Raw genomic sequence first — 13359 nt, forward strand, 5'->3', positions numbered from 1 at the left:
GTGATGATTGAAACGAAAGAGCAGCCAGGGGCTGCTCTTTTGCTTTGCAAGAGAAGACCAGAAATGAACGCCGAATCCCGAATCCACGAACTGCGCGCCGAACTCGACCAGCACAACTACCGCTACTACGTGCTCGACGAACCCAGCGTGCCCGATGCCGAATACGACCGCCTGTTCAATGAGTTGAAGGCGCTGGAAGCCGAGCACCCGCACCTGGTGACACCGGATTCGCCGACCCAGCGCGTCGGCGGCGCGGCGCTGGCGGCCTTCAGCCAGGTGCGTCACGAGATACCGATGCTCAGCCTGGGCAACGCCTTCGAGGAAGACGACCTGCGCGACTTCGGCCGCCGCGTGGTCGAAGGCCTGGACCTGCCGGGCGGCGATCAGGCAGCCGTGGACTACAGCTGCGAGCCCAAGCTCGACGGCCTGGCGGTGAGCCTGCTGTACCGCGACGGCCAGCTGGTGCAAGGCGCCACCCGCGGCGATGGCAGCACTGGCGAGGACATCAGCGCCAACGTGCGTACCGTGCGCAACATCCCGCTCAAGCTGCAGGGCGAGGGCTGGCCGGCGGTGCTGGAAGTGCGCGGCGAGGTGTACATGAGCAAGGCCGGTTTCGACCGGCTCAATGCGGCCCAGGCCGAGGCCGGCGGCAAGACCTTCGCCAACCCGCGCAACGCCGCCGCCGGCAGCCTGCGCCAGCTGGACTCGAAGATCACCGCCAGCCGACCGCTGGAGTTCTGCTGCTATGGCGTCGGCCAGGTGTCCGAGCCGTTTGGCGACAGCCATATCGGCATCCTGGAGAAACTCAAGACCTGGGGGCTGCCGATCAGCCGCGAGCTCAGGCACGCCGCCGGTATCGACGAGTGCCTGGACTATTACCGCGACATCGGTGCGCGCCGCAACAGCCTGCCCTACGAGATCGATGGGGTGGTGTTCAAGGTCAATGCCCTGGCCTCCCAGCGTGAGCTGGGTTTCCGTGCCCGTGAACCGCGCTGGGCGATTGCCCACAAATTCCCGGCCATGGAAGAGCTCACCGAGGTGCTCGATGTCGAGTTCCAGGTCGGGCGTACCGGTGCGGTAACTCCGGTCGCCCGTCTCAAGCCGGTCAAGGTGGCCGGCGTGACGGTGTCCAACGCCACCCTGCACAACATGGACGAGATCGCCCGCCTGGGCCTGCGCATTGGCGATACGGTGATCATCCGCCGTGCCGGCGACGTGATCCCGCAGGTCATGCAGGTGGTGCTCGAGCGCCGCCCGGAAGGCGCTCGCGCGGTGCAGGTGCCGAGTCAATGCCCGGTGTGCGGCTCGCAGGTCGAGCGCACCCAGCTGGTCAAGCGCAGCAAGGGCAAGGAAACCACCAGCGAAGGCGCGGTGTACCGCTGCGTGGGGCGCCTGAGCTGCGCCGCCCAGCTCAAGCAGGCGATCATCCACTACGTTTCGCGCCGGGCCATGGACATCGACGGCCTGGGCGAGAAGAGCGTCGAGCAACTGGTCGATGAAAACCTGATCCGTTCGCCGGCCGACCTCTACAAGCTGGAGTTCGAACAGGTGGTCGCCCTTGAAGGCTTTGCCGAGGTCTCCAGTCGCAAGCTGCTCGAAGCCATCGAGGCCAGCAAGCGCCCGAGCCTGGCGCGTTTCATCTACGCCCTGGGCATCCCCGATGTCGGTGAGGAGACCGCCAAGGTGCTGGCCCGCTCCCTGGGCAGCCTGGCGCGGGTGCAGGTGGCGCTGCCGCAAGTGCTGACCTACCTGCCGGACATCGGCCTGGAAGTCGCCTACGAGATCCATAATTTCTTCGAGGACGAGCACAACCGTGCGGTGATCAAGCAGCTGCTGGACAGCGGTATGCAACTGCAGGATGAAGGTGAGCTGAGCGCCGAGTTCGCCGCCAGCACCACCCTCGCCGGGATGCTCGCCAAGCTCGATATCCCTTCGGTCGGCCCGACCGGCGCCGAGAAGCTGGTAGACAAGCTGGGCACCCTGGACAAGATCATCGCCGCCGATGGCATCGACTTGCGCCAGGCTCTGAATACCAAGGCCGCCGACGGGGTGCGCGAGTTCTTCAAGGTCGAGGCCAACCAGCAGTTGGCCCGCGCCATCGAAGCCCAGCTGCTGGAGTTCGGCATGCACTGGTCGTGCGAGAAGAAATCCGCCGAGGGCTTGCCGCTGGCCGGCCAGACCTGGGTGCTGACCGGAACCCTGGAGCGCATGAGCCGCGATATCGCCAAGGAAAAGCTGGAAAGCCTGGGGGCCAAGGTGGCGGGCTCAGTGTCCGGCAAGACCCATTGCGTGGTGGCCGGGCCCGGCGCGGGTTCCAAGCTGGCCAAGGCCAGCGAGCTGGGCGTGTCGGTGATGGATGAGGAGGCGTTCGTGGCCTTCCTCGCGGAGCGCGGAATCGACGTTTGAGGCCGGTGGCCTTATCGCGGGGCAAGCCCACTCTCACGGGTGATCGTACGTGGGGGCAGGCTCGCCTCGCGATGGATTTGCCACAAGTCCTTGAGAAATGATGGTTTTTTCACGATCAAAGGTTGTAACTTCGCCCTGGCGTTGTACAATGGCGCGGCTCGTCAGCTGACGAGCCGTCGTGGTGGCCCCATCGGTCCCCCCGCATTGATTACCCGTTAACCTGGTCAGGCCCGGAAGGGAGCAGCCATAGCGGGAACATCGAGTGCCGGGGTGTGGCTGGTGGGGCCGCCTCCATTTTGGGCGCAGGATTTTTCCGGCGTACCTGTCAGGCGTCGCACATCAGACGCGTTTCTTTACACCCTCGCACTGTTTTCCGCCTGCACGATCCCGCGCAGCGCCTTATCATGCATCCCATCGTGTCGGCCCATTCGGCCAGGAGATAGCGACCGTGGAACATGTCGACGACCTCACCCGCCAGAAGATTCGCGAGTGGCAGCTGCGCCGCCTGGAAATCAAGGACCAGATGGCCGCCAGCCCCGAGCGCGTGCTGGAGTTGTCCCAGGTGCTCGACCAGATGGAAGAAGAGCACGAGCGCATTCTCGAGGAAGCGGCTGCGCCAGTGGCGGTGAAGGCTGACGCGGTGGCCTTGGAGCTGCAGGTGTCTGCGCACTCGGTGCGTGACTTGCGCAAGCTGCTGGAGTTGGCCCTGCATGAGCTCGATGGCGTACTCGACGCGCCGCAGGCGGGTGTCAGCCACCCCGGCGACATGGCTGGGTCGTTGGGTGCCTACCGCTTCGAACTGGTGGTGGGGCAGGCCGCTGAATCCGACAAACCTTGAGTGATCCCCGGACCCGTACCGACATGCAGCCCGAGCACTTCGACTTTTCCCATCCGGTGTACCTGCCGGTCACCGCAGAGGTGTGCCAGACCCTGCTGGCCGACGGCGTGTCTGCGCTCGGCGCCCTGGGCGAGCCGGAGCTGGCGGCAGTGCTGGTGATCCAGAACCTGGCCCAGGCACAGGGTCAGGCCGATGCGCGGGCGGCGGAGAAGGTGCTGGGCAAGCTGTTGGCGTGGGCGGTGGATGGCGCGCACTCGCCTGGCGTGGGGTTGTTGTCCGAGGCCCGTAGGCTGTTCGATGCGCGCAAGCTCTATTTCGGCCTTGAGGTGATCAAGGGCTCGAAGCTGCGCCTGCTCGATTCCGAACAGGTTCAGGCGCGGGAGTACCTGCTGGCGGATGGCAAGTGGGATTTCGACTACCGCATTCGCCTGCATCGTAGTGACAACCCCTTCAGCCAGCGGGTGACCACCGGTTTCGACAGCGAGCGCTGGCTGACCGTCGAGCAGGACAAGCTGCTCAAGGTCATCCAGGCCAACCTCGACGAAGACATCCACGTGCAGGGCTATGCCGGGATCGGCAAGAGCTACCTGCTTGGCGCGCTGATGGACTGCCTGCCCCGTGGCCGGGTGCTGGCCCTGGCGCGCACGCCGGCCAAGCTCGGCACCTTGCGTCGGCGCATGGGGCTGGATGAGCAGGCCAAGGTCGGCATGACCTTCGGCCAGTTCGCCCGGGCCCTGCTCAAGGATACCCGGCCAGTTTCCGCCCGGACGGCGCAGCGCGGTCCCGGCAAACGCAGGCTGGCCGAGGAACTGGGCATCGTCGGGTTGCGCCAGTACGACGCCGAACATGCCCTGGACATCTGCCTGGAAGTGCTGCGCAACTACTGCGATTCGCGGGATTACAGCCTGTCTAATCGTCACCTGCCGTATTTTCGCCAAGCACTCTCCGGCGTCGATGCCCAGGTCCTGCTCGAGTACGCCAGTCGGCTATGGCGCTACCTGGAGGCGCAACCGGCCTGGGGCGCGCAGACCGGGTTCGAGGCGTTGCTGCTGCTCAAGCGAGCGAGTCTGGCAGGTTGCAGCGTGCCGGGGCGTTTCAGCCACGTGATCATCGACGAGAGCCAGGACGTGCCGGCCTCGCTGCTGCAGGTCATCGAGCGTGGCCGCCAGGTGTTGATCACACTGGGCGACGAGTACCAGAAGGCCTCCGGCGAGGTGGTCAGGCGCGAGCGTCAGGTGCGGCAGAAGGACATGGCCTTTGCCGTGCGCTCCGGGCCCAAGGTGGAACGCCTGATCAACCCGTTGATCGGGGTGCATTCGAAGAAGTCCAAGGTGGCCTTCGAGGCTGCGCGCCATGTCGATGTCGGCATCGAGCACTTCCCCGAAGGATTCGTCCCGCCCGAGGGCTGCGTGGTGCTCACCGCCTCGCGCTGGGACACGATGCGCTGGGCCATGGAGTTGGCCGAGTCCAACTGCTTGTTGAATTTCCCCGATTGGCCGCAGATGCGCCGCTTCATGGCCACGGCGATCGGCCTGTTCAGGGCCGCATTCTATGCGCCGGGGCAGGATGCAGAAGGGCCGCATCCGTACTTCGCGCACCTGCTCGACTGGCAGCAGGTGCGTGAGTCCGAGCGTTTCGATGCCGCATTCCTCTGGGTCGAGGCACGCCTTGAGGCGGGTTTCAAGCTTGCAGACCTGACGCTGCTGGACGCGCGCATCGCCGCGCGGCCCGACAGCCTGACGCTGTTGATGGCCGAGGAGGCCGGCGGCCTGGAGTTCGATCGGGTGCTGCTGACACCGGAACTGATGACCACCGACCGCTTCAAGGACGCCTACGCCTTCGATGCGCGGATCTGCGCCGTGTATATCGCCCTGTCGCGGGCACGTCGGCAGCTGTACCTGCCGTATGACGTGGAGGAGTGGATCAACTACCACAAGGGCCAGCCGTTCCGCGAGTTGCACGGCTACTGAGGCCTCCACGCCTGCCCTGGCTGGCCGACACCTGCATCAGCCGCTGGAAGGTCGGGCATTGCAGATGGTTCTCCTCGGGGCACTGCGCCGCATGGCGCAACCCCTTGCTCATCGCCTGCAGCCGCTTGATCCGGCGGTCGATCTCGTCGGCCTTGGCCAGCAGCAACTCGCGGTCGACCCGTTGCTCGTCAAGCATGGCGGCTACTTCGTCCAGCGAAAAGCCAGCCGCCTGGCCCAGCGCGATCAGCGCCAGGCGCTCGGGGGTGTCTGGCGGGAACTGGCGGCGCTGCCCATGGCCGGCCAGTGATCTGAGCAACCCCTTGTTCGCGTAGTAACGCAATGTCGACGCCGGCACTCCGGTGCGCCTGGCGACATCGGCAATGTCCATTGCAGCCCTCTTGACTTGAAGTTGACTTCAACTTGCATGCTGCTTGGCATCGGTCTTTCCGTCAATCTGCCAAGGGCTCTCGTCATGACCATCTCCTCGCTTGTGCTTTCCATCCTGTTCATCGGTATCGGCGCCACCCTGGTCATGGACCTGTGGACCTTGCTGCTCAGGCATCTGGGCGTCACCACCCTGAACTACGCCATGGTCGGGCGCTGGGCTGGGCATCTGCTCGAAGGGCGCTGGCGGCATGCGGCGATCGGCAAGGCTGCGCCGGTCAGGGGGGAGCTGGCGTGGGGCTGGCTGCTTCACTACGCCACCGGGTTGGTATTCGCGGCGCTGCTTGCGGCTATTGCAGGGGAGGGGTGGTTGCGTGGGCCGACACTGTGGCCAGCCTTGCTGTTCGGGGTGGTCTCGGTGCTCGTGCCGTTGTGCGTGGTGCAACCTGCGTTGGGGGCAGGGTATTTCGCGACGAACACACCCGCGCCCTTGAAGAGCTGCCTGCGCAGCCTGGCGACGCACTGTGTGTTCGGACTTGGCCTCTACCTGGCCGCGCTGGGTGTCGCGACTGCGGGTGCTTGAGGCCTGTCGTCACCGATGAGCCGATGGGGCTCGGTATAGCGCTCGACGATCTGCTGCATCTCCCCCGACTGCTTGATCCGCACCAACGCCCTGAGCACCGCCTGGGTTGGCAGTGCGGGGTCGTTGCGCACCATGCAGCCCAGCGCCTGTTGTTCAAGCACGGCGAGGGGCTGCAGGTGTCGAGCCGGGGGCAGGGAGCGGTTGTACCACTGCAGCGACAGTTGGTTGCTGACGGCATGGCGCAAGCGCCCGACCTGGAGTTTCTGCAGGACCAGCAACTGATTGCGGCTATCTTCGCGCTGCAGGCGGGCCTGGCTGAACAGCGGCTCGAGCGTGGGGTAGGTGTAGCCAAGCACGGTGCCGATGGCCTGGGGTGGCAGTGCGTCCGGGCTGACGGGGCCGCTGTCGCCGGGGCGGCCGACCAGCAGGTCGCGCTGCTCGATGAGCGGGATGCTCCAGAGATAGTCGCCGGGCCGATCGGTCAGCCATTGCGTGGAAACGTAGCAGCGGACGTCGATTTCGCCGGCCTGCATCGCCTCCTGCAGGCGCAGGCGGGCCAGCACATGGTACTGGGGGCGGGCATCGACCTCCCGGGCGATGGCCTGCATCAGCTCGAGCAGGATGCCCTCCGCCGGCTGCTGGTCCTCGATGCGCATCAGCGGCATGCTCCAGCTTTCGGCGATGGAAAAGCGCAACACCGGCGGCTGCGCCAGGCCGTGGGTGGCCCCAAACAATATCCACAACAACAGGATGGCCAGGACTCGCCGCACGCCTCATCCTCCCTGATCCGTCGTCCGTGTGCCCGTCACTGAGCTTAGACGAGATCGGCAGGGTGCAATTTCGGCCCCGCTCCGCTAGCATTAGCGCTCTTTCCGCCCGCTCCGGTCACGATGGTTTTTTGATGAGTTATCAGGTTCTTGCACGTAAATGGCGTCCGCGCTCGTTCCGCGAAATGGTCGGCCAGACCCATGTGCTCAAGGCTTTGATCAACGCCCTGGACAACCAGCGCCTGCACCATGCCTACCTGTTCACCGGGACCCGGGGCGTGGGCAAGACCACCATTGCGCGGATCATCGCCAAGTGCCTGAACTGCGAGACCGGTATCACCTCGACGCCGTGTGGTACCTGCTCGGTATGCCGGGAGATCGACGAAGGCCGTTTCGTCGACCTGATCGAGATCGACGCCGCCAGCCGCACCAAGGTCGAGGACACCCGCGAGCTGCTCGACAACGTGCAGTACGCCCCGAGCCGCGGGCGTTTCAAGGTCTACCTGATCGACGAAGTGCACATGCTCTCCACCCACTCGTTCAACGCCCTGTTGAAGACGCTGGAAGAGCCGCCGCCCTACGTCAAGTTCATCCTCGCCACCACCGACCCGCAGAAGCTGCCGGCAACCATCCTGTCGCGCTGCCTGCAGTTCTCGCTGAAGAACATGAGCCCGGAGCGCGTGGTCGAGCACCTGACCCACGTGCTGGGCGCCGAGAACGTGCCGTTCGAGGAGGATGCCCTGTGGTTGCTCGGCCGCGCCGCCGACGGCTCCATGCGCGATGCCATGAGCCTGACCGACCAGGCCATCGCCTTTGGCGAGGGGCGGGTGCTGGCCGCCGACGTGCGGGCGATGCTCGGCACCCTCGACCACGGCCAGGTGTATGGCGTGCTCCAGGCCCTGCTCGAAGGCGATGCCCGGGCGCTGCTGGCCGCGGTGCGTGACCTGGCCGAGCAAGGCCCGGACTGGAACGGTGTACTGTCGGAAATGCTCAACGTGCTGCACCGCGTGGCCATCGCCCAGGCCTTGCCTGAGGCGGTGGACAACGGCCAGGGCGACCGTGACCGCGTGCTGGCGTTGGCCCAGGCCCTGCCGGCCGAAGACGTGCAGTTCTACTACCAGATGGGGTTGATCGGCCGCCGTGACCTGCCATTGGCGCCGGACCCGCGCGGCGGTTTCGAGATGGTCCTGCTGCGCATGCTGGCGTTCCGCCCGGCCGATACCGACGACGCACCGAGGCCAGTACTAAAGCCGACGGGGATCAGCCAGGCCACAGCTGATCCGACCCAACCGGTGGCGGCAGCGGCTGTGGCCGTGGCGCCGCCCGTTGCCGCCAGCCCTGTGGCTGAAGTGGTCGCGCCGCTGCCCGTGGCTGAGCCATCCATACAGGCCGAGCCGCTAGTCGTCGAGGTGCCGCCCGTTGCCGAGGTTGTCGAGGCGCCACAAGCGCCAGCGGAGCCAGAGCCGCAGCCGCAGCCCGTCGAGGAGGTCATCGACCTGCCGTGGGAGGAGCCAGTTGCTCCTCCGGCGTCGGTTGCGCCCGAGCCGTTGCCCGAGCCGGCACCCGCGGTCGAGGCCGCCAGCCAGCAGCCGGACGACGACGAGCCACCGTTCGATCCGTCGGCCTACAGCCCGGCGGGCATGGAGCGCGACGACGAGCCGCCAGCGGACGAGGACTACTACACCCCTGACAGCGACCCGGTCGGCTTCAGCTACCTGGACGAGCTGGCCGAGCACGTGCAGGAGGAGGCGCCTGCCCAGGCGCCAGAGCCACTGCCGGCGGCCATGCCCGCGACCGGCCTGGCCCTGCAATGGCTGGAATTATTCCCACAGTTGCCTGTCTCCGGTATGACAGGCAACATCGCCGCAAACTGTACGCTGATCGCCGCCGAGGGTGATGACTGGCTGTTGCACCTGGACCCGGGGCAGGGCGCGCTGTTCAACTCGACGCAGCAGCGCAGGCTGAACGACGCGCTGAACCAGCAATTGGGCCGCGAGATCCGCCTGAAGATCGAGCTGATCCGCCCCGAGCAGGAAACCCCGGCCCAGGCCGCCTCGCGCAAGCGCGCCGAGCGCCAGCATGACGCCGTGGTGTCGATCGAGCAGGACCCGCTCATCCAGCAGATGATCCGGCAGTTCGGCGCGACGGTCAGGCAGGATACTATTGAGCCTGTAGACGCCCTGGCCAGCCAGGGCCAATGAACGGATAACCATGCGGCCGGCCCTGTGCCGGGCCGCATCACATGACCCAATCGAGGTATACCCCCATGATGAAAGGTGGCATGGCCGGCCTGATGAAGCAGGCCCAGCAGATGCAGGAAAAGATGCAGAAGATGCAGGAAGAGCTGGCCAATGCGGAAGTCACCGGCCAGTCCGGCGGCGGCCTGGTCAGTGTGGTGATGACTGGTCGTCACGACGTCAAGCGCGTCAGCATCGACCAGAGCCTGATGTCGACCGACGCTGACGACAAGGAAGTGCTCGAGGACCTGATCGCCGCCGCGCTGAACGACGCCGTGCGCAAGATCGAGCAGAGCAGCCAGGAAAAGATGGGCGGCATGACCGCTGGGATGCAGCTGCCGCCTGGTTTCAAGATGCCGTTCTGATCGGCTTCTGGCTTCAAATGGGGAGCAACGGCCCGACGGTCGTTGCTCCCTTGTTCATTCTGTTTCCTGAATTGGCAGGCCTGCACACATGAGCTTCAGCCCCCTGATCCGCCAACTGATCGACGCCCTGCGCATCCTGCCCGGCGTCGGTCAGAAAACCGCCCAACGCATGGCCCTGCAACTGCTCGAACGCGACCGCAGTGGCGGCACGCGCCTGGCCCAGGCCCTGAACCAGGCCATGGAAGGCGTCGGTCATTGCCGCCAGTGCCGGACCTTGACCGAGCAGGAACTGTGCCCGCAGTGCGCCGACCCGCGCCGTGACGACACGCAACTTTGCGTGGTCGAGGGGCCGGTGGATGTGTACGCAGTGGAGCAGACTGGCTATCGCGGTCGCTACTTCGTGCTCAAGGGGCACCTCTCACCGCTGGACGGGCTCGGGCCGGATGCCATCGGCATTCCGCAGCTGATGGCGCGGATCGAGGAGCAGGGCACCTTCAGTGAGGTGATCCTGGCCACCAACCCCACGGTGGAAGGGGAAGCGACCGCGCACTACATCGCCCAGCTGCTGGCCGAGAAGGGCCTGACCGCCACGCGCATTGCCCATGGTGTGCCGTTGGGTGGCGAGCTGGAGCTGGTGGATGGCGGCACGCTGGCCCATGCTTTCGCGGGGCGCAGGCCGATTTCGCTGTAAGTCCATGTAAAGCATCGCGGGGCAAGCCGCATCGGCGCACCGCCGCTCCCACGCAGGTTGATCTGCGTGGGAGCGGCGGTGCGCCGATGCGACTTGCCCCGCGATCGTTCTGAACGCGAACTCAGTATTCGCTAAGGGAAAACTCGGTCAGGCAGAAGGTCGGCACGCCGGCCGCCTGCAGGCGGCGCGAGCCTTCCAGCTCCGGCAGGTCGATGATCGCCGCTGCCTCGAAGACCTGGGCGCCGGTGCGGCGCACCAGGTTGGCGGCCGCCAGCAGGGTGCCGCCGGTGGCAATCAGGTCATCGAAGATCAAGACCGAGTCGCCGTCGCAGAGACTGTCGGCATGCACTTCCAGGAAGGCCTCGCCGTATTCGGTCTGATAGCCCTCGCTCAATACGTCAGCCGGCAGCTTGCCCTGCTTGCGGAACAGGATCAGCGGCTTGTTCAGCTGATGGGCGATGATCGAGCCGATCAGGAAGCCTCGCGCGTCCATGGCGCCGATATGGCTGAACTCGGCCTCGACATAGCGCTCGATGAACTGGTCGGCGACATAGCGCAGCCCGCGCGGCGACTGGAACAGCGGGGTGATGTCGCGGAAGATCACGCCCGGCTTGGGGAAGTCCACTACCGGGCGGATCAGGGCTTTGAGGTCGAAGGTGTCGCTGTGCATGGGGCGGGTATCCTGGAAAAACTCGGCGTCAGTATACCCTTTTAGCGCGGCGATCAGACCTCGAGTGCACCGCCGGCCAGCGCGCACAACTGGATCGGGTCGAGAATGTGCACTTCCTTGCCCTCGGCCTTGAGCAGGCCGTTCTGCTGGAAGCGGGTGAAGACGCGCGACACGGTTTCCACCGCCAGGCCCAGGTAGTTGCCGATCTCGTTGCGCGACATGCTCAGGCGGAACTGGTTGGCCGAGTAGCCACGGGCGCGGAAGCGCGCCGACAGGTTGACCAGGAAGGTGGCGATGCGCTCGTCGGCGGTCTTCTTCGACAGCAGCAGCATCATCTGTTGGTCGTCGCGGATCTCGCGGCTCATCACCCGCATCAGCTGACGGCGCAGTTGCGGCAGTTGCACCGAGAGCTCGTCGAGGCGCTCGAAGGGGATCTCGCACACCGAGGTGGTTTCCTGGGCCTGGGCCGATACCGGGTAGGCCTCGGTGTCCATGCCGGACAGGCCGACCAGCTCGCTGGGCAGGTGGAAGCCGGTGATCTGCTCTTCGCCGCTGTCGCTGAGGCTGAACGTCTTGAGGGCGCCGGAACGTACTGCGTAGACCGAGCCGAAATTGTCACCCTGGCGGAACAGGAACTCGCCTTTCTTCAGCGGGCGGCCGCGTTTGACGATTTCATCCAGTGCGTCCATGTCCTCCAGGTTCAGGGACAGGGGCAGGCACAGGGGGGCCAGGCTGCAATCCTTGCAGTGGGCCTGGTTGTGTGGGCGCAGTTTTACTGGCTCGGACATTTCTTTCGATCCTTGTGGGAAAGCACACATAAGCCGTAAGGATAACCTGCGGCATGGGCTGTAGGCCAGTGTGCGCATTTTTGGTGCACGCTAGCAGCGGTGCGGAAGGTGTGTCCCTGCACCGTTCAACTGTCCATAGTGTGCCTCGAAAGGCGGGCTGTCCATGCGGTGAAACGCCTCAATCGCCTCAGATCACCCGCGAAAAACGCTGGCGGTTCTGCTGCGCGAGGTATGCGTCGAACACCATGCACACCGAGCGCGCCAGCAGGCGGCCGGCAGGCAGGATGCGGATGCCCTTGGCGTCCAGGCTGATCAGGCCGTCGCGTTGCATGGCCTGCAGCTGCGGCCACTGCTCCTTGAAGTAGCCGCGAAAATCGATGGTGAAGGCTTGTTCGATCGCTTCGAAATCCAGTTCGAAGTGGCAGATCAATTGCTGGATCACCGCCCGGCGCAAGCGATCGTCCTGGTTGCACATCAAACCGCGCTGGGTCGCCAGCTGCGCGGTGGAGAGCGTATCCTGGTAAGTGTTGAGGTCGCTGCTGTTCTGGCAGTAGAGGTCGCCGATCTGGCTGATCGCCGACACGCCCAGGCCGATCAGGTCACAGTGGCCGTGGGTGGTGTAGCCCTGGAAGTTGCGTTGCAGGGTGCCTTCTTCCTGGGCGATGGCCAGCTCGTCGTCGGGCAGGGCGAAGTGGTCCATGCCGATGTAGCGATAGCCCGCTGCGGTCAGCTGGTCGATGGTGGCGTGGAGCATCTCCAGCTTCGCCGCTGGGGCTGGCAGGTCACTGCTGTCGATGCGCCGTTGGGGCATGAAGCGTTCGGGCAGGTGCGCGTAGTTGAAAACCGACAGGCGGTCGGGCTGCAGGCGGATCACTTCTTCGACGGTGCGGGCGAAGCCCTCCGGGGTCTGCTTGGGCAGGCCGTAGATCAGGTCCAGGTTGATCGAGCGGAACTGCAGGGTGCGCGCCGCTTCGATCAGGGTGCGGGTCTGCTCCAGGCTCTGCAGGCGGTTGACCGCGCGCTGCACGGCCGGGTCGAGGTCCTGCACGCCGAGGCTGACACGGTTGAAGCCCAGCTCGCGCAGCAGGCCCATGGTCGACCAATCGGCCTCGCGCGGGTCGATCTCGATACCGTAGTCGCCGGAGTCGTCGTCCAGCAGGTGGAAATGCTGGCGCAGGGTGGCCATCAGCTGGCGCAGTTCCACATGGCTGAGGAAGGTCGGCGTGCCGCCACCGAAATGCAGCTGTTCGACGACTTGCTTGGGGTCGAGGTGGCAGGCGATCAGCTGGATTTCCTGCTCCAGGCGTTGCAGATAGGGCGCGGCGCGGCCGCGGTCCTTGGTGATCACTTTGTTGCAGGCGCAGTAGTAGCAGATGTTGGCGCAGAACGGCACATGCACGTACAGCGACAGTGGGCGGGCGGCGCGGCGGCTCTCGCGCAGGGCGTGGAGCAGGTCGAACGAGCCCACTTCGCCGTGCAGTTGCACAGCGGTCGGATAGGAGGTGTAGCGTGGTCCGGCCAGATCGTAGCGACGAATCAGGTCGGCGTCCCAGTGTAGGTCGTCGAGCATGTGGGTAGTCCCCGGATAGAGCTGCAGTGTCCGGAGTCTAGGGGCGGATGTAAGAAGTCGTGTTGATTTGTATCAGGAGATCTGGCAGTC

The 13359-nt window shown here is 65.5% G+C and carries 12 protein-coding genes and 1 other RNA gene; 8 read left to right on the top strand and 5 right to left on the bottom strand.

Annotated elements, in window-relative coordinates; genetic code table 11:
• Positions 1-63: 63 nt before the first annotated feature.
• The 4 genes from ligA to ABZO33_RS04140 all read left to right on the top strand — a co-directional run bounded on the left by ligA (position 64) and on the right by ABZO33_RS04140 (position 5214).
• Positions 64-2406 (top strand): NAD-dependent DNA ligase LigA, encoded by a 2343-nt coding sequence (gene ligA / locus ABZO33_RS04125; protein WP_414534961.1) that lies wholly within the window; start codon positions 64-66, stop codon positions 2404-2406.
• Between the two features lie 188 nt (positions 2407-2594).
• Positions 2595-2691, top strand: an RNA gene (gene ffs / locus ABZO33_RS04130) — signal recognition particle sRNA small type.
• Between the two features lie 163 nt (positions 2692-2854).
• On the top strand, positions 2855-3244 hold the full coding sequence (locus ABZO33_RS04135; RefSeq protein WP_414534962.1) for a hypothetical protein: 390 nt from the start codon (positions 2855-2857) through the stop codon (positions 3242-3244).
• 23 nt (positions 3245-3267) lie between these two features.
• On the top strand, positions 3268-5214 hold the full coding sequence (locus tag ABZO33_RS04140) for a hypothetical protein (RefSeq protein ID WP_414535661.1): 1947 nt from the start codon (positions 3268-3270) through the stop codon (positions 5212-5214).
• Here the strand turns inward: ABZO33_RS04140 and ABZO33_RS04145 are convergent.
• The gene (locus ABZO33_RS04145; protein ID WP_414534963.1) at positions 5168-5602 is read right to left on the bottom strand and encodes a helix-turn-helix domain-containing protein; all 435 of its coding nucleotides are present in this window, start codon (positions 5600-5602) and stop codon (positions 5168-5170) included. The genes ABZO33_RS04140 and ABZO33_RS04145 overlap by 47 nt on opposite strands.
• 84 nt (positions 5603-5686) lie before the next feature.
• On the opposite strand from ABZO33_RS04145, the gene ABZO33_RS04150 reads away from it, so the two are divergent.
• Positions 5687-6181: a DUF2938 domain-containing protein gene (locus ABZO33_RS04150; protein WP_414534964.1), complete on the top strand. Its 495-nt coding sequence runs from the start codon at positions 5687-5689 to the stop codon at positions 6179-6181.
• Here the strand turns inward: ABZO33_RS04150 and ABZO33_RS04155 are convergent.
• A complete protein-coding gene (locus ABZO33_RS04155) occupies positions 6142-6951 on the bottom strand; it encodes a substrate-binding periplasmic protein (protein ID WP_414534965.1) in 810 nt (269 codons plus the stop codon). The genes ABZO33_RS04150 and ABZO33_RS04155 overlap by 40 nt on opposite strands.
• Positions 6952-7082: 131 nt before the next feature.
• Between ABZO33_RS04155 and dnaX the strand changes: the two genes are divergently transcribed.
• From dnaX to recR, 3 genes are all read left to right on the top strand, one after another.
• On the top strand, positions 7083-9149 hold the full coding sequence (gene dnaX / locus ABZO33_RS04160; RefSeq protein WP_414534966.1) for a DNA polymerase III subunit gamma/tau: 2067 nt from the start codon (positions 7083-7085) through the stop codon (positions 9147-9149).
• A gap of 65 nt (positions 9150-9214) precedes the next feature.
• Entirely contained in the window at positions 9215-9550 is a 336-nt protein-coding gene (locus tag ABZO33_RS04165; protein ID WP_023632783.1) for a YbaB/EbfC family nucleoid-associated protein, read from the top strand.
• Between the two features lie 88 nt (positions 9551-9638).
• Positions 9639-10241 carry a recombination mediator RecR gene (recR, locus tag ABZO33_RS04170; protein ID WP_414534967.1) on the top strand — a complete coding sequence of 201 codons (603 nt, stop codon included), beginning with the start codon at positions 9639-9641 and terminating at the stop codon, positions 10239-10241.
• 121 nt (positions 10242-10362) lie between these two features.
• Here recR and ABZO33_RS04175 read toward each other — a convergent pair whose 3' ends face one another.
• The 3 genes from ABZO33_RS04175 to hemN all read right to left on the bottom strand — a co-directional run bounded on the left by ABZO33_RS04175 (position 10363) and on the right by hemN (position 13269).
• On the bottom strand, positions 10363-10911 hold the full coding sequence (locus tag ABZO33_RS04175) for an adenine phosphoribosyltransferase (protein WP_038705708.1): 549 nt from the start codon (positions 10909-10911) through the stop codon (positions 10363-10365).
• Positions 10912-10964: 53 nt separating this feature from the next.
• On the bottom strand, positions 10965-11699 hold the full coding sequence (gene fnrA, locus ABZO33_RS04180; RefSeq protein ID WP_023630845.1) for a Crp/Fnr family transcriptional regulator FnrA: 735 nt from the start codon (positions 11697-11699) through the stop codon (positions 10965-10967).
• A 187-nt stretch (positions 11700-11886) separates the two neighbouring features.
• Complete coding sequence (gene hemN, locus ABZO33_RS04185) at positions 11887-13269, bottom strand: oxygen-independent coproporphyrinogen III oxidase (RefSeq protein ID WP_367856639.1); 1383 nt, start codon at positions 13267-13269, stop codon at positions 11887-11889.
• Between the last annotated feature and the right edge of the window lie 90 nt (positions 13270-13359).

It is taken from the genome of Pseudomonas sp. CAM1A (genome assembly GCF_047501685.1).
In the GTDB taxonomy this organism is placed as follows: domain Bacteria; phylum Pseudomonadota; class Gammaproteobacteria; order Pseudomonadales; family Pseudomonadaceae; genus Aquipseudomonas.